The organism is Plantibacter sp. VKM Ac-2880 (genome assembly GCF_015351235.1).
Classification (GTDB): domain Bacteria; phylum Actinomycetota; class Actinomycetes; order Actinomycetales; family Microbacteriaceae; genus Plantibacter.
This window is the reverse complement of the sequence record NZ_JADKSJ010000001.1, coordinates 2240340-2264818: the sequence shown is the minus strand read 5'-3', so window position 1 is coordinate 2264818 and position 24479 is coordinate 2240340. Positions and strand designations below refer to the sequence as shown.

The window sequence follows — 24479 nt, the reverse complement described above, 5'->3', positions numbered from 1 at the left end:
GCCTCTCTGGACGGTCTTAAAGGTTGTCTTGGTCAACACCCGAGCCTAGCAGCCGGATCAGGCCTCGTAGAGCTCCAACGGGAGACCGTCGGGGTCGAAGAAGAACAGCATCTTCCGCGAGGTGTGCGGATCGATCCGGACCTCTTCGACGCGGACACCCAGCTCGACCAGACGGGCACGGCCGGCGTCGACGTCGTCGACCGCGAACGCGAGGTGCCGCAGGCCGAGCGCTTCCGGCCCTGATGCGCGCGCCGGCGGATCCGGGAAGGAGAACAGCTCGATGAGGTATTCGCCGTTCAGGGCGAGGTCGCCCATCCAGGAGTCACGCTCCGCGCGGTACACCTCGGTGATCAGCTCGCAGCCGAGCACGGAGGTGTAGAAGCGCTTCGACCGCTCGTAGTCGCTTGCGATGATCGCGATGTGGTGCACGCGCTTCAGCGGGAGAGCCCGGCTGGTCTCGTCGCCCACGGTCATCGCGGGTTGATCTGCGAGATCTTGCCGAGGAGCCCGTTGATGAACCCCGCCGAGTCGTCGGTCGACAGCGTCTTGGCCGCCTCGACCGCTTCGTCGATGGCGACGCCGTGCGGCACCTCGTCGTTGAACAGGATCTCCCAGATGGCGATCCGGAGGATGGCGCGGTCGACCGTCGGCATCCGCGCGAGGGTCCAGCCCTGGGCGTACGTCTCGATCTGCTCGTCGATCTCCTCGGCGTGGTCGCCGACGCCGTCGACGATCTCACGGGCGTACAGCCAGGAGGCCTGGCGGTCGGGTTCGCTGACCGCACGTGCCGCCTCAGCCGAGAGGACCTCGGCGAGGGTCTGCTGACGGACGTCGGCTTGGTACAGGAGATCGAGGGCGCGCTTCCGCGCCTTGGTGCGAGCGCTCACTCGTTGACGCGACCGAGGTAGTCACCCGTGCGGGTGTCGACCTTGACCTTGGTGCCGGTCTCGAGGAACAGCGGGACCTGGATCTCGTAGCCGGTCTCGACGGTCGCCGGCTTCGTGCCACCGGTCGAGCGGTCGCCCTGGAGACCGGGCTCCGTGTAGGTGACCTCGAGGATGACCGACGCGGGGAGCTCGACGTACAGCGGGTTGCCGTTGTTGAGGGCGACCGTGACGTCCTGGTTCTCCAGGAGGAAGTTCTTGGTGTCACCGACGACGACGGCGGGGATCGTGATCTGGTCGTAGTCGCTCTTGTCCATGAACACGAAGGAGTCGCCGTCCGCGTACAGGTACGTGAAATCGCGGCGGTCGACGTTCTCGACGTCGATCTTCGTGCCCGCGTTGTACGTCTTGTCGACGACCTTGCCGGTCATGATGTTCTTCATCTTGGTGCGGACGAACGCGCCACCCTTGCCCGGCTTGACGTGCTGGAACTCGATCACCGTCCAGAGCTGCCCGTCGATGTTCAGGACGATGCCGTTCTTGATGTCAGCGGTAGAAGCCATGCGCGAGAATGTCCGTTCGTGGAAAGTGTGCGGCCGGATACGACCCAACGAACGAGTGTAACCGCTGGGAGGACCGCTGACCAACGCGGCCGTGGCGTTCCGGGCCGTGTCGGTCGTCAGGCGGCGCTGCGCCGCACCACGAGGTCGAGGGCCAGACGGTAGGAGTCGAACCCGAATCCGGCGATCACCCCGGTCGCGACCGCCGAGATGACACTCGTGTGCCGGAAGACCTCCCGGGCGTGCGGATTCGACAGGTGCACCTCGACGAGGATGAGGCCCGCTTTGGTGACCATGGCCGCGGCATCCCGGAGGCCGTAGCTGTAATGCGTGAACGCGGCCGGATTCAGGATCACGGGTGTCCGTGCATCAACGGCCTCGTGGAGCCAGCCGATGAGTTCGCCCTCGTCGTCCGTCTGGCGCAGGTCGATCCGCGTCCCGGAGTCCGCCTCCCCCTCGAGCACGGTGCGCAGCGCGTCGAGGTCGGCCGAGCCGTAGACGTCGGGTTCGCGGCTGCCGAGGCGTCCGAGATTCGGTCCGTTGAGGACGAGCACGGTGGTCATGTGTCGAGGGTATCCGTTCGGGACGAGCGCTCGGGGCGCGCGTGGGTGTCGATCAGGAGCCGATCTCCTGGTAGGCGGCGAACAGCAGCGAGGTCTCGGGACCCTGCAGGACCGTCGGCTTGGCCAAGTCGTCGAGCACGATGAACCGCAACATCGATCCACGGGTCTTCTTGTCGCGCTGCATGGTGGCGAGGAGGGTGTTCCAGCGACCGACGGGATAGGAGATCGGCAGGCTGAGCAGCTCCAGGACGCGGCGGTGGCGGTCGACGACCTCGTCCGACAGCCGACCCGCGAGGCGGGACAGCTCCGCGACGTACATCATGCCGATCGCGACGGCGGCACCGTGCCGCCACTGGTAGCGCTCGGCGTGCTCGATCGCGTGACCCAGCGTGTGGCCGTAGTTCAGGATCTCGCGGAGTCCCTGCTCGGTGAAGTCCTCGCTGACGACGTCGGCCTTCATCCGGATCGCCAGTTCGATGCACCGGCGGAAGGCCGGGGTCGTCGGATCGGTGGCCGCGTCGACGTCCGCCTCGATGAGGTCGAGGATCTCGGGGTAACGGATGAACCCGGCCTTCGCGACCTCCGCGAAGCCGGCGAGGATCTCGTTCTTCGGCAGCGTGTCGAGGGTGTCGAGGTCCGCGACCACGGCGGCGGGTGCGTAGAACGCGCCGACGAGGTTCTTGCCCTCGGCCGTGTTGATGCCGGTCTTCCCGCCGACGGCCGCATCGACCATGCCGAGGACCGTCGTCGGGAGCTGCACGAGTCGCACGCCGCGCAGCCAGGTGGCCGCCACGAAGCCGGCGAGGTCGGTGACGGCGCCACCGCCGAAGCCGATGACCGCGTCGGATCGCGTGAAATCGGCCTGGCCGAGCACGCCCCAACAGAACGCGGCGACCTCGACGCGCTTGCCCGCTTCGGCGTCGGGCACCTCGGCGAGGAGCACCTGGTACCGGTCGCTGAGGGACTCGCGCAGTTTCGAGGCCTTCTCCCCCAGTGTCGACGGGTGCACGATGAGGACGCGCTGTACGCCCGTGCCGAGCGCGTCGACGATCGTGTCCTCGAGCCCCCGGCCGATCGTGATCGAATACGGCGCGGAGCCCGTGACCTCGATGACGGTCCGCTCGGACGAGGTGGTCGGTTCGATGCTCATGCAGGCTCCTTCACCCAGGCGACGAGCTCGTCGACGATGCCTGAGATGGGTCGGTGCGAGGTGTCGAAGGTGACATCCGCGAGTCGTTCGTAGAGGGGGCGTCGGGCTGCGGCGATACGGGACCAGGCTCCGGGATCGTCGCGCAGGAGCGGACGCTTGTCGAGGTTGGCCCGAGCCAGCACGGCCTGCTCGGTCACGGTCAGCAGCACGACCCGCGCGTCGGTGAGTTCGTTCTGCGTGTGCTCGTCGAGCACCGCTCCTCCGCCGAGTGACACGATCGCCGGCTGTCCGAGTGCCGCCGCGACCGCCTCCCGCTCGAGGGCGCGGAAGCGGGCTTCACCATGTTGCTCGAAGATCCGCGCGATCGGGCCGTGTTCGCCGGAGACGACGTTGTCGGTGTCGATGAACGGGAGCCCGAGGCGTTTCGCGAGCTGCTTGCCGACTCGGCTCTTCCCCGAGCCCATCGGTCCGATGAGGACGACCGGGAGCCGCAGCCCGTCGGCCTGATCAGGCATCGGCGCCGGAGGCGTGGTCGCCTCGCGTGCGCAGGTTCGACGGGATCGCCGCGAGGTATCCGTCGAGGTTGCGCTTCGTCTCGGTGACCGAGTCGCCGCCGAACTTCTCCAGCACCGCCTCGGCGAGCACGAGGGCGACCATGGCCTCTGCCACGACGCCCGAGGCGGGCACCGCACAGACGTCGGACCGCTGATGGTGGGCGGTCGCGGCCTCGCTCGTCGCGACGTCGACCGTCCGGAGCGAGCGCGGGACCGTCGCGATGGGCTTCATGCCGGCGCGGACGCGGAGGACCGTGCCCGTCGTCATGCCGCCCTCGGTGCCGCCGGCGCGATCGCTCTGACGGGCGATGCCGTCGGCCTCCTGGACCAGTTCGTCGTGCGCTGCCGAGCCACGGCGTGTCGTGGTGAGGAAGCCGTCGCCGACCTCGACGCCCTTGATGGCTTGGATGCCCATGAGCGCGGCCGCGAGCCGGGCGTCGAGTCGCCGATCCCAGTGGACGTACGAGCCGAGCCCCGGTGGGAGGCCGTAGGCCAGGACCTCGACGATGCCGCCGAGGGTGTCGCCGTCCTTCTTGGCCGCGTCGACCTCGGCGACCATCCGCTCGGACGTGGCGGCATCGAAGCAGCGCAGCGGATCGGTGTCGAGTGCGTCGACGTCGGACGGGAGCGGCAGCCGGGCGTCTTCCGGAACGCGGACGGGGCCGATCGACAGGGTGTGGCTGACGAGCGTGATCCCGAGCTCAGCGAGGAAGGATCGCGCGACGGCACCGAGGGCGACACGGGCTGCGGTCTCCCGAGCGCTCGCGCGCTCGAGGACGGGGCGGGCCTCGTCGAAGCCGTACTTCTGCATGCCGGCGAGATCGGCGTGACCGGGGCGAGGACGGGTGAGCGCCGCGCTGCGACCGCGGGACTTCTCGGAGACCTCGGTCGGCTCGGGGCTCATCACCTCTTCCCACTTCGGCCACTCGGTGTTGCCGACGCGGATCGCGACCGGGCTGCCCATCGAGAAGCCGTGACGGACGCCACCCGAGAGGTGCAGCTCGTCCGCCTCGAACTTCATGCGGGAGCCGCGGCCGTACCCGAGCTTGCGGCGGGCGAGGTCGGCACGGATGCCGTCCATGGACACGGGGACGCCGGACGGGAGTCCCTCGAGGACGGCGATGAGTTCCGGGCCGTGAGACTCTCCGGCAGTGAGCCAACGAAGCATGGGTCCTATCCTTCCACAGTGCTGGGACCCACCAGTGCGCGGGAGGCTGGACGTCGGCCGATCGTGATTCGATCGGTCATCTCGACGGGCGGGCCCCAGCGACCGGTGTCCCCGCCGCGTCCAGGTCGACGGCTGCGAGCATCGCGCTGAGGACCGCCGGTTCGTCGTCGAGCGGGACCGAGGGGTCGCCGTCCACGAAGATCCGCACCTGCAGCAGCGCCTGATGGACGAGCATCGACAACCCGCTGAGTACGGACCCTCCGGCCGCCGACCAGGCCGTCGCGAGCGCGCTCGGCCAGGGATCGTACGCGACGTCGAGGAGGAGCCCGCCGGGCGCGAGCGTCAGGACCGGACCTGGCTCGGTGAGCGCACCGCCAGGGAGCGTGCTGATGACGAGTGGTGCGTCAGGCATCCGACCGCCGATCGGTCCCGAACCGAATCGCAGCCCCAGGTGCTCGGCCAGCGTCTGGAGCGGCTGCGCCTGCGCCGGCGTGCGAAGTGCCACGTGCACCTCCTGGGCGCCGAGCTCTGCCACCGCCATGACCGCGGAGGACGCCGTCGCTCCCCCGCCGAGCACGACCGCGGCGGTGACGGTGTCGACACCCGCCGCACCGATCGCACGCACGATCCCGCCGACGTCGGTGTTGAATCCCTCCACCCGCCGTGAGCCGTTCTCGGTGTACCCGATGCGAAGGGTGTTGACGGCTCCGGTCTCGTGAGCCGCACGGTCAGCGTGGTCGACGAGTTCGAGCGCGCGATGCTTCAACGGCATGGTCAGGGAGAGGCCACGCCAGGCCGGGCCGAGGTCCGCGAGGAAGCCTTCGAGCCGCGCGGCGTCGAGTTCGTGCCGACCGTAGCTCCAGTCGAGGTCCAGCACGCGGTAGGCGGCTGCATGCAGCGCCGGTGACTTGGAGTGCTCGATGGGAGACCCGAGCACGGCGAGGTGCGATCGGCTCTCGCCCCCGTCAGTCGCTTCCGTCCCACGCATGGTGTCCTGCACGGCCGCTACTGGTACTCGGGGTGTTCGTCCATCCAGGACAACCACTTGTCGACCGCCGCCTCGTGCTCCTCCTGGGTGGTGGAGAAGATGGTCTCGCCGGAATCGAGGTTCCAGGTGACGAAGTAGAGCCAAGGCCCGTCCGCCGGGTGCAATGCGGCGTCGATCGCCAGGTCCCCCGGGTTGGAGATCGGACGCACGACCATCCCCGGGTGGACGTAGGTGTTGTATGGGTTCGAGGCGTCCTCGCGCTCGGCGTCCGTGGTCGAGACGCGGTGCGTGTTCCCCGTGCCGTAGGCCACCGTCGCGTCGGACTGCAAGAGGCCGCTCTCCCACTGGGACGGGTCGAGACGGTTGAGGAAGACGCGCGAGACCTTGTAGTAGTCGTCGCGGAGGCCGGCCTCCTTCTGGATGAGCGAGGCGAGGACGATCGTCTTCCAGCGGTCCTCGGGCTTCACGCCGGCGTCGTCGAGGGCCTGGAAGGAGCGGTTCACGAGGGTCTGCAGGACGGCGTGCGCGTCGCCGCCGTCCGGGAGGCTGTACGTGGCCGGGAAGAGGAAGCCCTCGAGGGAGGTCGCCTCGGCGGGCAGACCGAACGACGCGACGTCCGCAGCCGCGGCCTGCAGCTCCTCCAGCGGGATGCCGGTGCCCTCGGCGATCGACGGCAGGGCGTCCTGCTCGGCCGTGCCTTCGGGGATCACGAAGGTGTCCTCCATGCGGTTCGCCTCGTCCGTCAACGCCGCGAGGGCGGAATCGGCACTCATCTTGAGCTTCAGCTTGTACGCGCCGGGGAAGAACTCCGGCTGGGTCGGCTGCGCGAGGAGGAGGTCGTAGAACGCGTCGAACGACTTCGTGACGCCGGCGTCGTGCAGGTTCGTCGCGATGTCCTCGCCGATGTCGCCCTCGTTGATCATCACGACGACCTCACCGCTCCCGGCGCCCTCGAAGTCGTTGGGCTCCTCCCAACCGAGCACCTTCCGGATCTGCGGCTCGTAGCTCGTCCAGACGACCGCGGCACAGGCCACGAGACCGCCGACGACGACGATCGAGACGATGAGGGCGATGAGTCCACGACGACCGCGGCGCCGCTTCGGTGGCTCGCCGCCCGCCAAAGCGCGGCGTCGTCCGCGGTGGATCGGCTGCGCGCCGGCGTCGTCGGCGGAGTCGTCCTCGAGGAGCAGGTCCTCGAACGCCGGGATGGTCGTCGTCCTGGCCGGCTTCGGCGACGGCTCTTTGCCGAGCGAACGGGCCTCGGACGACTCGGGATGGACCGGCACCGGGGTTGGTGCGCTCGGCTCGGGCGACTCAGGGATGGCCGGCGAAGCATCGGACGGCTCGGACGGCAGCGGGCCGAGCGGGGTGGTCGGAACCGATGCGGATGGGTCCGAGGGGGCTGATTCCGACGCGGTGGCGCTCGGGGTCGCTTCGCCGGATGCCTGCGCGGTCTCACGGTCCGCAGCATCCGCGGGGTCGCCCTGGTCGGCCGGCGTCGATGCGGCGGCGGCTGCTTCGCGTCGCTGGCGGGCCTCCCGACGGGACATCGGTACCGGCGGCTCGGAGCCCGCGGCGTTCCGCTCGGACGTGAAGAGGTCCGCCAGCGGGTCGTCTTCTGGGCTGTTCTGAGGTGTCAGATTCGACACAGGCACGTCCTGTTCACGGGTCGACGGGGGTTCCGGGGGGACGCCCCGAACCGCGTTCGGCGTCGAGGGCGTACTGCAAGAGTATGACGGCCGCCACTTGATCGACAATCGAACGCGTCTGCTTCTGTCGTTTCCCAGCCGAGCGCAAGGCGCTGTGCGCGGTCACCGTCGTCAACCGCTCGTCGACCAGTCGGCCTGGGACACCCGTCAGCCCCACCAGCCTCGCCGCGAACTCCCTGGCGTCCTGCGTGGACGCGGTGTCCTTGCCGGACAACGCGATGGGGAGTCCGACGACCAGCTCGACGGCGCCGAGGTCCGTCGCGATCGCGGCGATCGCCCTGATGTCGGCGTCACCCCCGAGGTCGCGCTGCACCGTCTCCACCGGGGTGGCGAGCAGGCCGTCGGGGTCGCTCCGCGCGACCCCGACCCGCGCCTTCCCGACGTCGACGCCGAGGCGTACGCCCCGGCGGAACGCCTCCACGTCAGCCGATCTCACGGGCGACGGCCGCGAGCGCGTCGCCCAGCGCGGAGGCGTCGACGCCGCCACCCTGTGCCATGTCGTCCTTGCCGCCACCGTTGCCACCGAGCACGCCGGCGGCGACCCGCACGAGCGCGCCCGCCTTGAGGCCCGCGTCGCGAGCGCCCTGGTTCGTCGCCACGACGATCGCAGGCTTCCCGGCGACGACGGCACCGAGCGCGACGACCGCCGGCGCGGCACCGAGGCGTTCCCGCAGCTGTGTGACCAGCGTGCGGACGTCGTTCGGAGAACCGAGCTCGCCGAGGTGCTCGGCCACGAGCGACACCGCTCCGACCTGGTGCGCGGTCTGCACGAGCGCCGGGAGGCGTTCACTCAAGCCGCGGGCTTCGAACGCCGCGATCTTCTTCTCGGCGGCCTTGAGGCTCGCTACGAGCTCGGAGATGCGCTCGGGCAACTGCTCCTTCGGGGTCTTCAAGCTGCTGGAGAGCTGCGACACGAGTGCCCGCTCAGCCGTGAGGTCACGGAAGGCCTCCAGCCCGACGAGGGACTCGACACGACGGTTCGTCGAACCGACCGAGGACTCGCTGATCAAACTGATGAGCCCGATCTCGGCGCTGGAGTCGACGTGCGTCCCCGCGCACAGTTCGCGAGACCAGGGGCCACCGATGTCGACGACCCGGACCGTCTCGCCGTACTTCTCGCCGAAGAGCGCCATGGCACCGAGCGCCTTGGCGTCGTCCAACGCCATCTCGCGGGTGGACACCTGGAGGTTGTCGCGAATCGCGTTGTTCGAGATCTCCTCGATCTCCGTCTTCGTCGCCGGAGAGAGCGGCTGGTTCCAGGTGAAGTCGAGCCGCAGGTAGCCTGCCTTGTTCGACGAGCCGGACTGGTGCGCGCTGGAACCGAGGACCTGCCGGAGGGCGGCGTGGATGATGTGCGTCCCCGAGTGCGCCTGCTGGGCCCCTCTCCGGTAGCTCGCGTCGACGACCGTGGTCGCCGGGGCGTCGAGACCGACCTCGCCTTGGCTCACCTGCACCTTGTGCGCGATGAGGCCCTTCACCGGCTTCTGGACGTCGAGGACCTCGAGCTCGAACCCGGGACCGACGATGACGCCCTGGTCGGCCTCCTGACCGCCGGACTCGGCGTAGAGGGAGGTTTCCGCGAGGATCACCTCGGCGATGTCTCCGGCGACCGCACGCTGGACGGGGTGTCCGTCGACGATGATCCCGAGGATGCGGCTCTCCGTCTCGAGCTCGGTGTACCCGGTGAACACCGTCTCGCCCTTGGCGCGGATGTCGCTGTACACGGAGAGATCGGCGAGGACGCTCTTCTTCGCCTTCGCGTCGGCCTTCGCCCGCTGGCGCTGTGCCGTCATGAGGGAGTCGAACGCGCCTCGGTCGACGGAGAGGCCCGCCTCCTCCGCGATCTCGAGCGTCAGGTCGATGGGGAACCCGTAGGTGTCGTGCAGGAGGAAGGCCGAGTCTCCGGCGAGTGCCTGCCGACCGGATTCCTTGGTCTTCTCGAGGGCGAGGTCGAGGATCGTCGTGCCACTGGCCAGCGTGCGGAGGAAGGTCTCCTCTTCGGCGTAGGCGCTCTGCGAGATCCGGCCGAAGTCGGTCTCCACCTCGGGATAGGCCGCCTTCATGGCGTCGCGAGAGGCGGAGAAGAGCTCGGGGAAGGTGGCCGTGTCGACACCGAGGAGGCGCATGGCACGGACGGTCCGACGCATCAGACGGCGCAGGATGTACCCACGGCCCTCGTTCGACGGGGTGATCCCGTCGCTCATGAGCATGAGCGAGGACCGCACGTGGTCGGCGATGACCCGCATGCGGACGTCGTCGTCGTGATCCGCGCCGTATCGACGGCCGCTCAACTCCGCCGCGCGGTCGAGCACGGGCCGGACCTGGTCGATCTCGTACATGTTCTCGACGCCCTGCTTGAGGAAGGCGACGCGCTCGAGACCCATCCCGGTGTCGATGTTCTTCTTCGGGAGCTCGCCGACGATGTCGAAGTCGACCTTGCCGCGCACGTTCTCGATCAGGTACTGCATGAAGACGAGGTTCCAGATCTCCACGTAGCGGTCGTCGTCCGTGGCGGGACCACCGTCGATGCCGTACTTCGGGCCTCGGTCGAAGAAGATCTCCGAGCAGGGTCCGGCGGGACCGGGCTGGCCGGTCGACCAGTAGTTGGTGTCCTTGTCGAGACGCTGGATCCGGTGCTCCGGCAGGCCGGCGACCCGCTTCCACAGGTCGATCGCCTCGTCGTCGTCCTTGTAGACGGTGACCCAGAGGTCCTTCTCGTCGAAGGCGAGGCCGCCACTCGACTCGCTGCCGGTGAGGAGCTCCCAGGCGTAGGTGATCGCCCCCTCTTTGAAGTAGTCGCCGAAGGAGAAGTTCCCGTTCATCTGGAAGAAGGTGCCGTGACGCGGCGTCTTGCCGACCTCTTCGATGTCATTGGTCCTGATGCACTTCTGGACGCTCGTCGCACGATCGAACGGGGCGGGGACGACCCCGGTGAGGTACGGCACGAAGGGCACCATGCCAGCGACCGTGAAGAGCAACGACGGGTCGTCACTGACGAGGGAGGCGGAGGGGACGACGGTGTGCCCCCGATCGCCGAAGAAGGTGAGCCAGCGGGAGCGGATGTCAGCGGTGTCCATGGTGTCCGTACGTCAGGGGGTGTGCGTGTCGATGTTCGTGTAGCGGCGGCGCCCGGGTGGGCGGCCCGTCACGGCTTGGTGAGGCCTTCGGCGGCGTCCTCGACGCGGGAGACGACGGTCTCCGCCGAGTCGCGCAACTGCGCCTCGCGCTCCTTGTAGGCGTCGCCGACGGTTTCGGTGAACTCCCTGATGCGGGAGTCGAGCTCGGAGAAGAACCGCTTGCCGGACTGTGTCTTGTTGATCTCATGGGCGACGACGAAGCCGGCGCCGATACCGACGATCAGCCAGAACACGTTCTTCATGGGGACTCCTCATCTGCGGTGCGATCGCCCGGGTGTGCTCGGGCGTGCCAAGCAACCATCGTAGTCGAGCCCTGGAACCGGATGGCGTCGGTGAACGACGAAGAGGCACCGGCCGGAGCCGATGCCTCTTCGTGGTTCGCCCGGGACCGGGCAGCAGTCCTAGCGGGCTGCGTAGTACTCGACGACGAGCTGGACCTCGCAGGTCACGGGGATCTCGGCGCGCTTGGGGCGACGCTCGAGCCGTGCCTGGAGCTTGTCGAGCTCGACCGAGAGGTACGACGGCACCTTCGGAAGGACGTCGACGTGGCCGCCGGCTGCAGCGACCTGGAAGGGCTCGGTGCCCTCGGAGCGCGGCTTGACGTGGATGAGCTGACCCGGCTTCACACGGAACGACGGGCGGTCGACGAGCTGGCCGTCGACCATGATGTGACGGTGCACGACCATCTGGCGGGCCTGGGCCGTGGTGCGGGCGAAACCGGCGCGGAGGACGAGCGCGTCGAGACGCGTCTCGAGGATCTCGACGAGGTTCTCACCGGTCAGGCCCTGCGTGCGACGCGCCTCCTGGAAGGCGATCTTGAGCTGGGCCTCGCGGATGCCGTACTGGGCACGCAGACGCTGCTTCTCGCGCAGACGGACGGCGTAGTCGCTGTCGGCCTTGCGCTTGGTGCGGCCGTGCTCACCGGGAGCGTAGGGACGCTTCTCGAGGTACTTGGCAGCCTTCGGGGTGAGGGCGATGCCGAGGGCCCGCGAGAGGCGGGTCTTGCTGCGGGTACGTGACTTGGTAGACACGGTTTCCTTTCAATGAAGTCTCAAACGATGAATGACCGACGCGAGAACGCGCCGGTGATCCGGAATCACACCGGACAAAGTCAGAGGGGTCCGCCGGGGCTGTTCGGCTACAGAACGCGCCCGTCGAACACGGTGATCGAGCAGCCGCGCAGTCACACCGGTTCTAGGCGGATCAATACTAGCACGAGGTGCCCTCTGAACACGGACGGCGACGCGGCTGGCTCACTCGCCTCTGACGATCTTGCGGAGCTTGTCCAATCGCGCCGAGATGTCGCGCTCGTGACCGTGGTCGGTGGGCTCGTAGTAGCGCACCTCGGTGAGCTCGTCGGGGAGGTACTGCTGGGCGACGACGCCGATCGGGTGGTCGTGCGGGTAGCGGTAGCCCTTGCCGTGTCCGAGACGCTTGGCGCCCGCGTAGTGGGCGTCACGCATGGGCTTGGGCACGCGACCGAACGCTCCGGCGCGGACGTCGGCGATGGCCCGGTCGATCGCGACATACGCCGCGTTCGACTTCGCCGCCGTGGCCAGGTACACCACGGCTTCGGCGAGCGGGATCCTGCCTTCCGGCATGCCGATGAACTGGACGGCGTCGGCCGCCGCGACCGCGATCGGCAGCGCCTGCGGGTCGGCGATGCCGATGTCCTCGGCCGCCGAGATGATGATCCGGCGAGCGATGAAGCGAGGGTCTTCCCCGGCCTCGATCATGCGAGCCAGGTAATGCAGCGCGGCGTCGACGTCCGAACCCCTGATGCTCTTGATGAACGCGCTGATGACGTCGTAGTGCTCGTCGCCGTTCCGGTCGTATCGCAGCAGGGCGCGGTCGACCGCCTGGGACACGAGCTCGTCGGTGATGACGGGACCGCGCGGTGCGGCATCATCTGCGTCCGACGCCTCCTCGTCCTCGTCCTCGTCGTCGTCGCCGACGTCCAGAAGACCGACGTCGTCGAGGTCGAGCTCGTCCGGGTCGATCGCGGCCCCGAGGTCGGAGTCGGCCGCGATCGCCGCCGCCTCCAACGCGGTGAGGGCTCGGCGGGCGTCGCCGGAGGAGAGCTGGATGATCGCAGCCCGCGCTTCGGGGGTGACCGTGAAACGACCGGCGAGGCCACGTGGATCCGTGACGGCGCGGTCGATGAGGATGCCCAGGTCGTCGTCGCTGAGCTGCTCGAGCGTGAGCAGGAGCGAACGGGACAGCAACGGGGAGATGACGGAGAACGACGGGTTCTCGGTCGTGGCGGCCACGAGGATGACCCAGCCGTTCTCCACTCCCGGCAGCAGGGCGTCCTGTTGCGCTTTCGTGAAGCGGTGGATCTCGTCGAGGAAGAGGACGGTCGAACTGCCGTAGAGGTCACGGCTCGACATCGCCTCTTCCATGACCTGACGGACATCCTTCACACCGGCGGTCACCGCCGAGAGCTCGACGAAGCGTCGGCCGGAGCTGTGGGCGATCGCCTGGGCCAGTGTCGTCTTGCCGGTGCCCGGCGGGCCCCAGAGGATGACCGAAACGGCCGCCTGCGTCCCCTCGCGGTCGCTGGCCAGACGGACGAGCGGTGAACCCGGGCGCAGCAGGTGCTGTTGACCGGCGACCTCCTCGAGGCTACGAGGGCGCATGCGCACGGCGAGTGGGACCGGTGCGCCGGCGATGCCGGGTCCTCGACTGAACATTCCTCCAGGCTAGCCGCAGCCTCGGACACGGTTCCACGAAGCGTCGTTTGGTCCGCGCGGAGCGGTCCCCGTAAGGTTCTCCTGGGCAGCCCCCCACAGGCGGGATGCTCAGACGACAGCGCGATGCCGCCGCTCACCGCGGCGGCACCTGGAGGGAACGACGTGGCAACGAGCAAGGGTCCGGACAAAGAGGCACGCGCAGCACGCGCACGGCTGCGTGCCTACAACGCCCGTCGCACCGTGCACGAGCACCGCTCGAAGCGGCGTGTGCGGGACAACGTCATCGCGGCTGCGGCGCTCGTCCTCGTCCTGGCCGGGGCGACAGCCGCACAGGTCTTCTTCTTCGCCGGCGGCCCAGGTGCCCCGGTGGCGACGCCGACCGCGTCCGCCGAGGCGGGAGCGTGCGGCGTGACCGGCGCGACCGACGGAGCGAACACGGGAACGGTGCCCGCGACCACGGTCGCCGAGGATCGCGACTGGACCGGCGAGATGACGATCAACGACGTCGTCATGAATTTGACCCTCGACGGAGCCTGCGCACCGCAGGGCGTGTCGTCCTTCATCTCCCTCGCGCAGTCCGGCTTCTACGACGGGGTGACCTGCCACCGCCTCACGACGAGCGGGATCTTCGTCCTCCAGTGCGGCGACCCGGACGGCACCGGCACCGGTGGACCCGGGTACAGCTACGGCCCGGTCGAGAACGCCCCGACGGACGACGTCTACCCGGCCGGCACCATCGCGATGGCCCGTCAGGGCGGGAACGGGTACAGCAACGGCTCGCAGTTCTTCCTCGTCTACCAGGACTCGACCATCCCGTCCGACGCCGCAGGCGGGTACACCGTCCTCGGGCAGATCACGAGCGGTCTGGACCAGCTCGTCTCCGGCGTCGTGTCCGGCGGCGTCGCGGACGGCAGCGGCGACGGGAAGCCGGCGGTGCCGGCAACGATCACCTCGGTGACGGTGCAGTAGCCGGTGCAGTAACCTGCACCAGACGGAACCGACCGGCGCAAGCGGTCTCGCCGAGCCCTGCTCGGGGTAATAGGCTTGTGGATCGATCACGATCGCCATCAACGGCGGTCAACACACAGCAAGGGTGATGCGCGTGACCAGTCCAGAGATCGAACCGTGGGGCCGTGTCGACGACGACGGTACCGTCTACGTCCGTGAGGCGGACGGCGAGCGAGTGGTCGGCCAGTATCCTGACGGCTCCAAGGAGGAGGCGCTCGCCTACTTCGAACGGAAGTTCACCGATCTCGCCGGGCAGGTGACGCTGCTCGAACAGCGCGCCAAGCGCGGTGCCCCGGCAGCCGACGTCGCCAAGGCGGTCAAGTCGATCACCAAGCAGGTCGAATCGGCGAACGCGGTCGGCAACCTGCAGGCCCTCCTGACCCGCCTCGCCGCCCTCGACGGCACGGTGACCGAGTTGACGGAGGCGCAGAGCCAGGAGAGCAAGGCGGCCCTCGACGAGGCGGTCCGAGCTCGCCTCACCATCGTCGAGGAGGCCGAACAGCTCGCGCAGCAGGATCCCGCGCGGGTGCAGTGGAAGCAGACCTCCAGCCGACTCGACGAGCTGTTCGCCGAGTGGCAGCGCCAGCAGCACGACGGACCACGGCTCCCGAAGAACGACGCGAACGACCTGTGGAAGCGGTTCAGGACCGCCCGCGCGGCGATCGAGCAGCACCGGCGCGCCTTCTACACCGAGCTCGACTCGGTGCACAAGGAGGCCCGCGCGATCAAGCAGAAGCTGGTCGAGCGCGCCGAGGAACTCATCGCGAAGGGTGCTGACGGCATCCCGGCCTACCGCAGCCTGCTCGACGAGTGGAAGCAGTCCCCCCGTGCCGGGAAGCGTCAGGACGACGCGCTCTGGGCCAAGTTCAAGGCCGCCGGCGACGCGATCTACGGTGCCAAGGCCGAGATCGACGCACGCGACAACGAGGAGTTCCAGGGCAACCTGGATCTGAAGCTCGCGCTGCTCGCCGAGGCCGAACCGATCCTGTCGAACACGAACCGCGATTCGGCCCGCAAGGCGCTCACTGACATCCAGCGTCGTTGGGACGAGATCGGCAAGGTCCCTCGCGAGCAGGTGCGGGTCGTCGAAGACCGACTCCGCAAGGTCGAGTCACACGTGAAGCAGCTCGAGGACGAGCACTGGAAGCGGAACAACCCGGAGACGAAGGCGCGCACCGAGGGGCTCGCGAGCCAGCTCGCCGACGCCATCGCCAAGCTCGAGGACGAGGTGGAGGCTGCTCGCGCCTCCGGCGACGCCGACCGGCTCACGGCGGCCATCGAAGCCCTCGACGCACGGAAGGCGTGGCTCGGCGCGATCCGCTGAGCGAACACGCTCCACGCGCCGTCCGCCGGTCGCGTTCTCCACAGATGCATCCCACGATCCTCCTGCAGGAGCACTCCTGCAGGAGGATCGTCGTATGTCCACGGCACTTCCGACTCGCTCCCCTGGCCGAACCCCCACCAGCTCGACTACGGGGGCGCACTCCGGTCGCCTGGCGGTCTACCTGCAGCCCCCAGAGCTCTCGGTCGCCGAGTTCGCCGCCGCACGCTTGGACGGCGAGGTCTTCGCCTTCGAAGACGGCTACTGCAGTGTCGACGAACCGGACACGGTCCGGCTGCGTGCCGCTGTCCTGACACGGTTGTCGGGTCTGGACGGTGCGACCATCGCCGAGACGAGTGCTGCCTGGCTCCATGGCGCGGCCCTGGTCGCACCTCGCGTCCACACGGGGTTCGTGACGCCGGACCGCCGGAGTCGACGGGTGGCCCGGGTACAGCTCCGCCAGGTGTCCTTGCGACCGGATGACAGCGAGCCGTGCGGCCCGCTGCGGGTCACGACGCCCACCCGCACCGTGGCCGACCTGGCTCGGCGGACCGGCGCGGACGCCGAACCGGCGTTGGCCACGATCCGCAACTACTTCCTGCTCGGTCTGACCAGCCCTGAGGAGGTCGTCGCCTGGGTCCGCTCGGCACCGCGGGTCCTCGGGGGCTCGCGGATCCTCCGCGTCGTGTCGGGCGCGACCGAGGTGATGCTCTCCGGTCTCGAACCGAGCGCCGGGGAACTCGCCTCGTGGTCGCTCCCGCTCAGCCGCCGTTGACGCGGTAGACGTCGTAGACCGTGTCGATGCGCCGGACGGCGTTGAGGACGCGGTCGAGGTGGGTGGTGTCGCCCATCTCGAACACGAAACGACTGATCGCCAGACGGTCGCTCGAGGTGTTGACCGTCGCGGAGAGGATGTTGACGTGGTACTCGGACAGCACCCGAGTGACATCCGAAAGGAGGCCGGCGCGGTCCAAGGCCTCGACCTGGATCTGCACGAGGAACACGCTCTTCGACGACGGCGCCCACTCGACGTCGATCATCCGCTCGGGCTCCTGCAGCAGGCTCTGCACGTTGTGGCAGTCGCCCCGATGGACGGAGACGCCGGACCCCCGGGTGACGAACCCGACGATCTCGTCCCCCGGCACCGGGGTGCAGCACTTGGCGAGCTTGACGAGGATGTCGGGGGCACCCAGCACCAGGACGCCGGAGTCGCTGTTCTGCAGCCGCTCGCGTCGGCTCCCACGGACCGGAACGGTGTACTCCGCGTGCTCGCTGTCCGCATCCTTCTGCAGCAGCGCGACGACCTTCTCGAGCACTGACTGCGTCGACACGTGGCCCTCGCCGACGGCGGCATAGAGAGCGGTGACGTCCTCGTAGCGCAACTGCGCCGCGACCTCGGCGAAGGAGTCCTGGTTCATCAGCTTCTGCAGGGGCAGGTTCTGCTTCCGCATGGCGCGTGCGATGGCGTCGCGACCCTGCTCGATCGCCTCGTCCCGACGTTCCTTGGTGAACCACTGACGGATCTTGTTGCGGGCCCTGGGACTCTTGACGAAGTTCAACCAGTCCTGGCTCGGACCAGAATCGGGGTTCTTCGAGGTGAACACCTCGACGACGTCACCGGTGTTCAACGAACTCTCGAGCGGCACGAGACGACCGTTGACCCGGGCTCCCATCGTGCGGTGGCCGACCTCCGTGTGGACCGCGTACGCGAAGTCGACCGGGGTGGCGCCGGCGGGCAGCCCGACGACGCGGCCCTTCGGGGTGAAGACGTAGACCTCTTTCGCGCCGATCTCGAAGCGGAGCGAGTCGAGGAACTCCCCCGGGTCGGCGGTCTCGGCCTGCCAGTCCGATATGTGTGCGAGCCAGGCCATGGAGTTGTCGGGTTCAGTGGAGGTGGCGGTCTTCCCGCTGTTCATCCGCTCCTTGTACTTCCAGTGCGCCGCGACACCGAACTCGGCTCGCTGGTGCATCTCGTTCGTCCGGATCTGGATCTCCACCGGCTTGCCACCGGGGCCGACGACGGTGGTGTGCAGCGACTGGTACAGGTTGAACTTCGGCGTCGCGATGTAGTCCTTGAATCGACCGGGGACGGGCGTCCAGCGCGCGTGGATCGAGCCGAGGACCGCGTAACAGTCGCGCAGCGAATTGACGAGCACCCGGATGCCGACGAGGTCGTAGATGTCGTCGAACTCGCGGCCCCGGACCACCATCTTCTGGTAGATCGAGTAGTACTGCTTGGGTCGACCGGCCACCTTGCCGCGGATCTTCTGTGCCTTGAGGTCTTCGTTCACCGCATCGATGACGTGCTGCACGTACTCCTCGCGCTGCGGCGTCCGCTGCTTCACAAGGGACTCGATCTCGGCATACAGCTTGGGGTACAGCACGGCGAACGAGAGGTCCTCGAGCTCCCACTTGATCGCCTGGATACCGAGCCGGTGGGCGAGCGGCGCATAGATCTCGAGCGTCTCGGTGGCCTTCTTCGCGGCCTTCTCCGCGGGGACGAAGCCCCAGGTGCGCGCATTGTGCAGACGGTCCGCGAGTTTGATGATCAGGACCCGGATGTCCTTCGACATCGCGACGATCATCTTGCGGACCGTCTCGGCCTGCGCGCTGTCGCCGTACTTGACCTTGTCGAGCTTCGTCACCCCGTCGACGAGCATCGCGACTTCGTCGCCGAAGTCCGCGTGCAATTGGTCGAGCGAGTACTCGGTGTCTTCGACCGTGTCGTGCAGGAGTGCCGCGACGATGGTCTTCGGGCCGATACCGAGATCGGCCAGGATCTGGGAGACGGCGACCGGGTGGGTGATGTAGGGCTCGCCACTCTGGCGCTTCTGGCCCGAGTGGGCCCGCTCGGCCACCGTGTACGCGCGCTCGATGAGCGCGAGGTCCGCCTTGGGGTGGTGCTGACGTACCGTCCGCATCAGCGTGTCGACGGCTCCCGCAGGCTGCGCCTTCGAGAAGATCCGAGGGACGAGACGGCGCAGGGAGGCCGTCGAGGATGTCGTGGTGTCCGCCATCTCAGGCCTCCCTGCGTCCGTGCACGCGGTTGTTCGTCGCTGTCAGGTCAACGCGCCAGCGGCGCGTCAGCTTCCGTGCGTTCGCCGTCGGCGGCATCCGATCCCTGGGCCCGCTCGCGCGCCTGCAGCACGCGCTTGTCGTGCTTGGCGATGCGAGGCTCGTTGTGCCGGAAGTTCGCGTAGAGCGGCGCGGCGACGAAGATCGTCGAGTACGTCCCCACCAGGATACCGACGAGCAGGGCGAGGGAGATGTCGCGCAGGGTGTCGGCTCCGAGTACGAAGGCGCCGAAGAAGAGGATCGCGGCGACCGGGAGGGCAGCCACGACACCCGTGTTGATCGAGCGGACGAGGGTCTGGTTCACCGCGAGGTTCACCGACTCCCCGAACGTGCGCGCAGCGCCATCGGCGTCGAGCGTCGTGTTCTCGCGGATCTTGTCGAACACCACCACGGTGTCGTAGAGCGAGAAGCCGAGGATGGTGAGGAACCCGATCATCGCCGCCGGGGTGATCTCCCACCCGGTCGCGGCATACACACCCGCGGTGATCACGAGGTCGTGCATGAGGGACAGCAGGGCAGCCGCCGACATCTTCCAGGTGCGGAAGTACAGCGCCATGAGGATCGCCGCGAGCACCAAGAAGACGATCAGTCCGACGATCGCCTGCTTGGAGACGTCCTGACCCCAGGACGGACCGATGAACGAGCTGGTGATGTCGGACTGCTCGACCCCGTAGGCGTCGGCCAGTGCCGCGGCGACCTGCTGGGTCACCTTGTCGTTCTCGAGCTGATCGGTCTGGACGCGGACGGCGTCTCCACCCACGACGGTCACGTGGGTCGTCGCGCCGGCGACGACGGAGGAGACCGCGTCTTCCGCGAGGGTCTGATCGGTGCTCTTGACGTCGGCGATCTGGAACTGCGAACCACCGCGGAACTCGATGCCGAAGTTGAAGCCGCCCTTGACGACGGGGATCAGGATGGAGGCGACGACCGCGATGATGGCGATCGTGTACCAGATCTTGCGCTTACCGACGAAGTCGTAGGAGCGCTTGCCCGTGTAGAGCTCGTTTCCGAACCGTGCGAACGCACCCATCAGGAGTCCTTCCCATCGGTCGGCAGATCGTCTGATCTGGTCTCGGAGCCGCCGCCGACGAGCGCGGCCTGCTTCCGCTCGGCGATCGTCTGCCGCTTCGCCGCTTCCCGGCTGCTGGACGCCGACTTGGCTCCGGGGACGCCAGCGGGCTTCCGGAACTCGGCGCGACCGCGATAGATCGCCCCGAGCGCGGACGGGTCGAGACCCGTGAACGGCTTGCCGCTGTTGAACAGCTTCGTCTGCCCGAGGAGCTGCATCATCGGGTGGGTGAAGAGCAGGACGACGATGACGTCGATGATGGTCGTCACGCCGAGGGTCAACGCGAACCCGCGGACGTTGCCGATGGCGAGGACGTAGAGCACGACCGCCGACAGCAGGTTGACGCCCTTCGCAGCGTAGATGGTGCGCTTCGCGCGCTTCCAGCCGGCCTCGACCGCGGACTCCAGCCCGCGGCCGTCGCGGAGTTCGTCCTTGATGCGTTCGAAGTACACGATGAACGAGTCGGCCGTGAATCCGATGGCCACGATCAACCCCGCTATACCGGCGAGCGAGAGCCGGAAGCCCTGTCGCCAGGACATGAGCAGGATCACGATGTACGTCAGGACCGCAGCCGCGACGAGCGAGGCGATGGTCACGGTACCCAACAACCGGTATTGGAACAGGGTGTAGATCACGACGAGGATGAGTCCGATGAGCCCGGCGATCAAGCCGCTCTCGAGCTGCGTGGACCCGAGGGTCGCCGAGATGGTGTCCTGGCTCTGGACCACGAAGCTGATGGGCAACGCACCGAACTTGAGCTGATCGGCGAGGGTCTTCGCGGACTCCTCGGTGAACGAGCCGCTGATCTCAGGCTTGCCGTCGGAGATGACGGCGAGGGACTGCGGTGCGGAGATGACGTTGCCGTCGAGGACGATCGCGAACTGGTTCTGCGGGCTCTGCAGCGCGGTGAGTCGGCCGGTGACGTCGGCGAAGAGCTTCGTGCCCTGCTCGTTGAAGACCGGGTAGACGGCCCACTCGCCGGTGCTGGCGCCGTTCTGCGTGGTCTTGATGCCGGCGCTCGCGTCCGAGAGGTCCTGACCGGACACCTCGACGGGACCGAGGACGTACTTGAAGGTGCCGTCGACGTCGCAGGTGACGAGCGGTTCCGCAGCCGGTGCTGCGGTGGCGTCCAGCGAGTCGGCCTCGGCGGCGCAGTCGTACGACTGGAACTGCGCGTACAGTGCCGGCGTGACCTGGGAGAGGTCGCTCGCGTCGGTGGGGGCGGCCGTCGGGGTGCTCTGCAGACCGGGGTCGGGTGTGGGGTACGGCGTCGATGCGCCGTCCTCGCCGATGAAGGTGTTCGACGGCTGGCCGGGTGTCAGCTGCTGCGACGTCAGGACCGGCCGGAACTCGAGCTTCGCCGAGGACTGGATGCGCTGCAGCGTCGCCTCGTCGGGCGTGCCGGGGATGGCGACGACGACGTTCTGGCCCTGCGTGGTGATCTCGGCTTCGGAGACACCGGACGCGTCCACGCGCTGCCGGATGATCGCGACCGCCTGGTTGAGCTGCTCGTTCGAGACCGTCTGGCCGGACTCGAGCTTCGGCGCCAGGATGATCTGCGTGCCACCCTCGAGGTCGAGGGCCAGCTTGGGCGCCCAGGAACTGTTCCCCCAGAGTACTCCGGCCGCGTTGATCGCGAACAAACCGATGAGGATTACGCCAAGCCACGTGAGCGAACGCCACGCTTTCTTGACCGGAGTCGACTTTGCCAAACTCGGAACTCAGCTTTCTCTGCGAGCAGACGCACGACGGCGCCTGCTCGGGAAGGGATTGGGACTAGTCGTCGCTCTTCTGCGGCTTCGAGGAGTCCTCGACGCGCTGACCGTACTCGGCCTTGGTCTCGACGCCTGCGGCGTCGTCCGGGATCGACTCGACGACGGGAGCGTCATCGGTGGTCTCGGAGACGGCCGGGGGCACGACGGCACCGGCGTAGCGGGGGTCGATCGTGACGATGACCCCGGGAGCGATCTCGACGTCGGCCTTGCGGGCGTCGCGGTCCATGGAGATGAGCGTGCCGTACACGCCGAAGCCGGTGAGCACCTCTGCACCCGGGAGGAGCTTCTGCTCCGTCTCCGCGGCCTGCTTCTTCCGCTTGTTGTTGCTCACCATCATGAACACGATCATGACGCCGGCGAGGCCGAACAGGACGAGGGTCATTGCATCCACGATGGGAACCTTCCAGAGGAGATTGAGGGCGGGAGACGTTGGGAACGCACCGCCAAAGGGAAATTATAGGCCATCGAGGGTGGCGCCGGGCTGGGAACGTGTTCTCCCGAAGTGGCGCCAGGCGGACGGCGTCGCCACACGGCCCCGCGGCGTGCGCGTGATGAGGCCGATCCGGACGAGGAACGGCTCCACGACCGACTCGATCGTCTCGGGTTCCTCCCCCACGGAGACGGCCAGGGTGCTGAGGCCGACCGGTCCTCCGGCGAAGCGGTCCAACATGCCCTCCATGACCGAGCGGTCGAGACGGTCGAGGCCGAGGGCGTCGACGTCGTAGAGCTCGAGGGCAGCCCGGACGGTGTCGAGATCGGCACGGCCACCGTGCACCAGCGCATAGTCGCGGACACGACGCAACAGCCGGTTCGCGATCCGAGGGGTTCCCCGACACCGTCCGGCGATCTCCGCGACCGCGCGGGCGTCGATGTCGAGCCCGAGCATGTCGGCTGTCCGATGGAGCACCTGCTGGAGCTCGGGCTCGTCGTAGAACTCGAGGTGCGCGGTGAAGCCGAAGCGGTCACGCAGCGGGTTGGGCAGGAGCCCGGACCTGGTCGTCGCACCGACGAGCGTGAACGGGGCGAGCTCCAGCGGGATGCTCGTCGCGCCGGCGCCCTTGCCGACCATGATGTCGATGCGGAAGTCCTCCATCGCGAGGTAGAGCATCTCCTCCGCCGGCCGTGCCATGCGGTGGATCTCGTCGATGAACAGGACCTCGCCCGGAGTCAGGGAGGACAGGACGGCGGCGAGGTCGCCGGCGTGCTGGATCGCCGGGCCGCTCGTCAGCCGAAGCGGTTTACCCGTCTCGTGCGCGACGATCATGGCGAGGGTCGTCTTGCCGAGTCCGGGCGGACCCGCGAGGAGGATGTGGTCCGGCGTGCGGTTCTGCATCCCGGCTGCGGTGATCAGCAGCTGCAGTTGCCCGCGCGCCTTGGACTGCCCGACGAACTCGGACAGTGATCGCGGACGCAGCGCTCCTTCGAACGCCAGTTCGGCGTCGGACTCGGATGCCGGGTTGGTGAGGTGTTCCGGGGTGTCCGTCACGAGGTGCGGCCTCCGGCATGCGGCGGTCCGAGTCTCCCGAGGGCGAGACGGATGAGCGACGGCACCGCGGAGAGGTCGGCTGCGCTCGCCTCGGCCGATGCCTCGACGACTGCCTGTGTCGCGGTCTTCTCAGGCCACCCCAGGCCGATGAGGGCCGTCACGACCTGATCGGCTACCGCGGCCGCGTTGACCGTGGTGGCCGGGGCCTCCGGGGCTGCGCGCGTGACGCGCAGCTTGCCTGCGAGCGAGAGCGTGATGAGCTTGGCGGTCTTCGGTCCGATCCCGGAGACCTTCCGGAAGGGCGCGTCGTCGTCGGCGGCGATGGCGGTCGCGACCTGCTCCGGGGTCAGCGCCTCGAGCACGCCGAGCGCCGACTTCGGGCCGACGCCGGTGACGCTGACGAGGAGTTCGAAGACCGACAACTCCTCGGCTGACCGGAAACCGAACAGGGACAGCGAGTCCTCGCGGACGATGAGCGTGGTGGAAAGGAGGGCCTCGGAGCCGACGCGCAGCGACAGCGCATGCGCCGGGGTCACTTGGACGGCGAACCCGACCCCGCCGACCTCGACCACCACGAGGTTGCCGACCGCGCTCAGGACGGTGCCACGGAGGGAGGAGATCATGCTCCCAGCCTAGGGCTCTGGGCGGAGCGGGCTCGGACCGCCGCCTCGCGAGGACCCCCGCCGCGCTCCGCAGCAGCCCAGGCGAGCTGCGCCGGGGTGAGGGTGGCGCTCCCCCGTGGCTGTGAGCCGGCCGGCGCCGCTGCGGTCGATACGACCGGTCTCCAGGCGTGACAGATGGCGAGTGCCAGGGCATCGGCGGCGTCGGCCGGTTTGGGCAGCTCCTCGAGACCGAGGATTCGGGCGACCATCGTCTGCACCTGGAGCTTGTCGGCGCGCCCATACCCGGTCACGGCGGCCTTGACCTCGCTCGGCGTGTGCAGGCCGACGGGGATCCCGTTCGCGGCTGCGGCATGCAAGGCGAGGCCACTCGCCTGGGCCGTGCCCATCACGGTCCGGACGTTGTGCTGCGCGAACACCCGCTCGACGGCCATGGCGGTCGGCGACGTGCGTTCGATCGCCTCGGTGATGCCCTGAGCGATCATCAACAGTCGTTGTTCAAGAGGCGCGTGGGCGTCGGTGCGGATGACGCCGTACTCCACCATGGTGGCCTTGCGTCCCGGCATGACGTCCACGACGCCCACCCCGCATCGGGTCAGGCCGGGATCGATGCCGAGGACGCGCAGAGTCATGGTCCGACCCTAAGCGAGCCCCGGCAGACTGACGGCTCCCCGAGACGGAGTGTCGTACATCCGTTCGAACGCTGCTCGCTGAAGCAA

At 68.4% G+C, this 24479-nt stretch carries 24 protein-coding genes; 3 read left to right on the top strand and 21 right to left on the bottom strand.

Going from position 1 to position 24479, the window contains the following annotated elements; all coding sequences use genetic code 11:
• Nucleotides 1-57: 57 nt before the first annotated feature.
• The 14 genes from ITJ57_RS10910 to ITJ57_RS10845 all read right to left on the bottom strand — a co-directional run bounded on the left by ITJ57_RS10910 (nt 58) and on the right by ITJ57_RS10845 (nt 13406).
• Nucleotides 58-474, bottom strand: a complete 417-nt coding sequence (locus ITJ57_RS10910) for a VOC family protein (protein WP_194670015.1) — start codon at nt 472-474, stop codon at nt 58-60.
• Entirely contained in the window at nt 471-887 is a 417-nt protein-coding gene (gene nusB / locus ITJ57_RS10905) for a transcription antitermination factor NusB (RefSeq protein WP_056005782.1), read from the bottom strand. Before nusB ends, ITJ57_RS10910 begins: the two co-directional genes overlap by 4 nt.
• Nucleotides 884-1447, bottom strand: coding sequence for an elongation factor P (gene efp / locus ITJ57_RS10900; RefSeq protein ID WP_056005785.1), 564 nt, complete (start codon nt 1445-1447; stop codon nt 884-886). The genes nusB and efp overlap by 4 nt, the downstream gene beginning before the upstream one ends.
• A gap of 116 nt (nt 1448-1563) precedes the next feature.
• A complete protein-coding gene (locus ITJ57_RS10895) occupies nt 1564-2007 on the bottom strand; it encodes a type II 3-dehydroquinate dehydratase (RefSeq protein WP_194670014.1) in 444 nt (147 codons plus the stop codon).
• Between the two features lie 52 nt (nt 2008-2059).
• On the bottom strand, nt 2060-3157 hold the full coding sequence (gene aroB / locus ITJ57_RS10890) for a 3-dehydroquinate synthase (RefSeq protein WP_194670013.1): 1098 nt from the start codon (nt 3155-3157) through the stop codon (nt 2060-2062).
• Nucleotides 3154-3672: a shikimate kinase gene (locus ITJ57_RS10885; protein WP_194670012.1), complete on the bottom strand. Its 519-nt coding sequence runs from the start codon at nt 3670-3672 to the stop codon at nt 3154-3156. The genes aroB and ITJ57_RS10885 overlap by 4 nt, the downstream gene beginning before the upstream one ends.
• On the bottom strand, nt 3665-4879 hold the full coding sequence (gene aroC / locus ITJ57_RS10880; protein WP_194670011.1) for a chorismate synthase: 1215 nt from the start codon (nt 4877-4879) through the stop codon (nt 3665-3667). The genes ITJ57_RS10885 and aroC overlap by 8 nt, the downstream gene beginning before the upstream one ends.
• A 76-nt stretch (nt 4880-4955) precedes the next feature.
• Nucleotides 4956-5867 (bottom strand): shikimate dehydrogenase, encoded by a 912-nt coding sequence (locus ITJ57_RS10875; protein ID WP_194670010.1) that lies wholly within the window; start codon nt 5865-5867, stop codon nt 4956-4958.
• Nucleotides 5868-5884: 17 nt separating this feature from the next.
• Entirely contained in the window at nt 5885-7516 is a 1632-nt protein-coding gene (gene mltG / locus ITJ57_RS10870; RefSeq protein WP_370582333.1) for an endolytic transglycosylase MltG, read from the bottom strand.
• Between the two features lie 13 nt (nt 7517-7529).
• The gene (gene ruvX / locus ITJ57_RS10865; protein ID WP_194670390.1) at nt 7530-7997 is read right to left on the bottom strand and encodes a Holliday junction resolvase RuvX; all 468 of its coding nucleotides are present in this window, start codon (nt 7995-7997) and stop codon (nt 7530-7532) included.
• A gap of 1 nt (nt 7998) precedes the next feature.
• A complete protein-coding gene (alaS, locus tag ITJ57_RS10860; protein ID WP_194670009.1) occupies nt 7999-10653 on the bottom strand; it encodes an alanine--tRNA ligase in 2655 nt (884 codons plus the stop codon).
• A gap of 68 nt (nt 10654-10721) precedes the next feature.
• The gene (locus tag ITJ57_RS10855) at nt 10722-10955 is read right to left on the bottom strand and encodes a hypothetical protein (protein WP_194670008.1); all 234 of its coding nucleotides are present in this window, start codon (nt 10953-10955) and stop codon (nt 10722-10724) included.
• 159 nt (nt 10956-11114) lie between these two features.
• Complete coding sequence (gene rpsD / locus ITJ57_RS10850) at nt 11115-11744, bottom strand: 30S ribosomal protein S4 (protein ID WP_056005806.1); 630 nt, start codon at nt 11742-11744, stop codon at nt 11115-11117.
• 222 nt (nt 11745-11966) lie between these two features.
• Nucleotides 11967-13406: a replication-associated recombination protein A gene (locus ITJ57_RS10845; protein ID WP_194670007.1), complete on the bottom strand. Its 1440-nt coding sequence runs from the start codon at nt 13404-13406 to the stop codon at nt 11967-11969.
• A gap of 162 nt (nt 13407-13568) precedes the next feature.
• On the opposite strand from ITJ57_RS10845, the gene ITJ57_RS10840 reads away from it, so the two are divergent.
• The 3 genes from ITJ57_RS10840 (at nt 13569) to ITJ57_RS10830 (ending at nt 16510) form a co-directional block, all read left to right on the top strand.
• On the top strand, nt 13569-14375 hold the full coding sequence (locus ITJ57_RS10840) for a peptidylprolyl isomerase (protein ID WP_285043260.1): 807 nt from the start codon (nt 13569-13571) through the stop codon (nt 14373-14375).
• A gap of 133 nt (nt 14376-14508) precedes the next feature.
• Entirely contained in the window at nt 14509-15738 is a 1230-nt protein-coding gene (locus ITJ57_RS10835) for a DUF349 domain-containing protein (protein WP_370582331.1), read from the top strand.
• A 94-nt stretch (nt 15739-15832) separates the two neighbouring features.
• Nucleotides 15833-16510 carry a hypothetical protein gene (locus ITJ57_RS10830; RefSeq protein WP_194670005.1) on the top strand — a complete coding sequence of 226 codons (678 nt, stop codon included), beginning with the start codon at nt 15833-15835 and terminating at the stop codon, nt 16508-16510.
• On the opposite strand, the gene ITJ57_RS10825 is transcribed toward ITJ57_RS10830, so the two are convergent.
• The 7 genes from ITJ57_RS10825 to ruvC form a co-directional block, all read right to left on the bottom strand.
• On the bottom strand, nt 16497-18752 hold the full coding sequence (locus ITJ57_RS10825) for a bifunctional (p)ppGpp synthetase/guanosine-3',5'-bis(diphosphate) 3'-pyrophosphohydrolase (protein ID WP_194670004.1): 2256 nt from the start codon (nt 18750-18752) through the stop codon (nt 16497-16499). The two genes, ITJ57_RS10830 and ITJ57_RS10825, sit on opposite strands and share 14 nt — an antisense overlap.
• Before the next feature lie 47 nt (nt 18753-18799).
• The gene (gene secF / locus ITJ57_RS10820; protein ID WP_194670003.1) at nt 18800-19840 is read right to left on the bottom strand and encodes a protein translocase subunit SecF; all 1041 of its coding nucleotides are present in this window, start codon (nt 19838-19840) and stop codon (nt 18800-18802) included.
• Nucleotides 19840-21591 (bottom strand): protein translocase subunit SecD, encoded by a 1752-nt coding sequence (gene secD, locus ITJ57_RS10815; protein ID WP_194670002.1) that lies wholly within the window; start codon nt 21589-21591, stop codon nt 19840-19842. Before secD ends, secF begins: the two co-directional genes overlap by 1 nt.
• Nucleotides 21592-21655: 64 nt before the next feature.
• Nucleotides 21656-22036 (bottom strand): preprotein translocase subunit YajC, encoded by a 381-nt coding sequence (gene yajC / locus ITJ57_RS10810; protein WP_228507122.1) that lies wholly within the window; start codon nt 22034-22036, stop codon nt 21656-21658.
• 72 nt (nt 22037-22108) lie between these two features.
• Entirely contained in the window at nt 22109-23140 is a 1032-nt protein-coding gene (gene ruvB, locus ITJ57_RS10805; RefSeq protein WP_194670000.1) for a Holliday junction branch migration DNA helicase RuvB, read from the bottom strand.
• Complete coding sequence (gene ruvA / locus ITJ57_RS10800) at nt 23137-23763, bottom strand: Holliday junction branch migration protein RuvA (RefSeq protein WP_194669999.1); 627 nt, start codon at nt 23761-23763, stop codon at nt 23137-23139. Before ruvA ends, ruvB begins: the two co-directional genes overlap by 4 nt.
• On the bottom strand, nt 23760-24392 hold the full coding sequence (ruvC, locus tag ITJ57_RS10795; RefSeq protein WP_194669998.1) for a crossover junction endodeoxyribonuclease RuvC: 633 nt from the start codon (nt 24390-24392) through the stop codon (nt 23760-23762). The genes ruvA and ruvC overlap by 4 nt, the downstream gene beginning before the upstream one ends.
• Nucleotides 24393-24479: the final 87 nt, after the last annotated feature.

What these genes read in the sequence shown, in the direction of transcription:
- ITJ57_RS10910 (WP_194670015.1), bottom strand. Translation starts at nt 474, where the DNA reads ATGACCGTGGGCGACGAGACCAGCCGGGCTCTCCCGCTGAAGCGCGTG.
- efp (WP_056005785.1), bottom strand. Translation starts at nt 1,447, where the DNA reads ATGGCTTCTACCGCTGACATCAAGAACGGCATCGTCCTGAACATCGAC.
- ITJ57_RS10895 (WP_194670014.1), bottom strand. Translation starts at nt 2,007, where the DNA reads ATGACCACCGTGCTCGTCCTCAACGGACCGAATCTCGGACGCCTCGGC.
- aroB (WP_194670013.1), bottom strand. Translation starts at nt 3,157, where the DNA reads ATGAGCATCGAACCGACCACCTCGTCCGAGCGGACCGTCATCGAGGTC.
- ITJ57_RS10885 (WP_194670012.1), bottom strand. Translation starts at nt 3,672, where the DNA reads ATGCCTGATCAGGCCGACGGGCTGCGGCTCCCGGTCGTCCTCATCGGA.
- aroC (WP_194670011.1), bottom strand. Translation starts at nt 4,879, where the DNA reads ATGCTTCGTTGGCTCACTGCCGGAGAGTCTCACGGCCCGGAACTCATC.
- ITJ57_RS10875 (WP_194670010.1), bottom strand. Translation starts at nt 5,867, where the DNA reads ATGCGTGGGACGGAAGCGACTGACGGGGGCGAGAGCCGATCGCACCTC.
- alaS (WP_194670009.1), bottom strand. Translation starts at nt 10,653, where the DNA reads ATGGACACCGCTGACATCCGCTCCCGCTGGCTCACCTTCTTCGGCGAT.
- ITJ57_RS10855 (WP_194670008.1), bottom strand. Translation starts at nt 10,955, where the DNA reads ATGAAGAACGTGTTCTGGCTGATCGTCGGTATCGGCGCCGGCTTCGTC.
- ITJ57_RS10845 (WP_194670007.1), bottom strand. Translation starts at nt 13,406, where the DNA reads ATGTTCAGTCGAGGACCCGGCATCGCCGGCGCACCGGTCCCACTCGCC.
- ITJ57_RS10830 (WP_194670005.1), top strand. Translation starts at nt 15,833, where the DNA reads ATGTCCACGGCACTTCCGACTCGCTCCCCTGGCCGAACCCCCACCAGC.
- ITJ57_RS10825 (WP_194670004.1), bottom strand. Translation starts at nt 18,752, where the DNA reads ATGGCGGACACCACGACATCCTCGACGGCCTCCCTGCGCCGTCTCGTC.
- secF (WP_194670003.1), bottom strand. Translation starts at nt 19,840, where the DNA reads ATGGGTGCGTTCGCACGGTTCGGAAACGAGCTCTACACGGGCAAGCGC.
- yajC (WP_228507122.1), bottom strand. Translation starts at nt 22,036, where the DNA reads ATGACCCTCGTCCTGTTCGGCCTCGCCGGCGTCATGATCGTGTTCATG.
- ruvA (WP_194669999.1), bottom strand. Translation starts at nt 23,763, where the DNA reads ATGATCTCCTCCCTCCGTGGCACCGTCCTGAGCGCGGTCGGCAACCTC.
- ruvC (WP_194669998.1), bottom strand. Translation starts at nt 24,392, where the DNA reads ATGACTCTGCGCGTCCTCGGCATCGATCCCGGCCTGACCCGATGCGGG.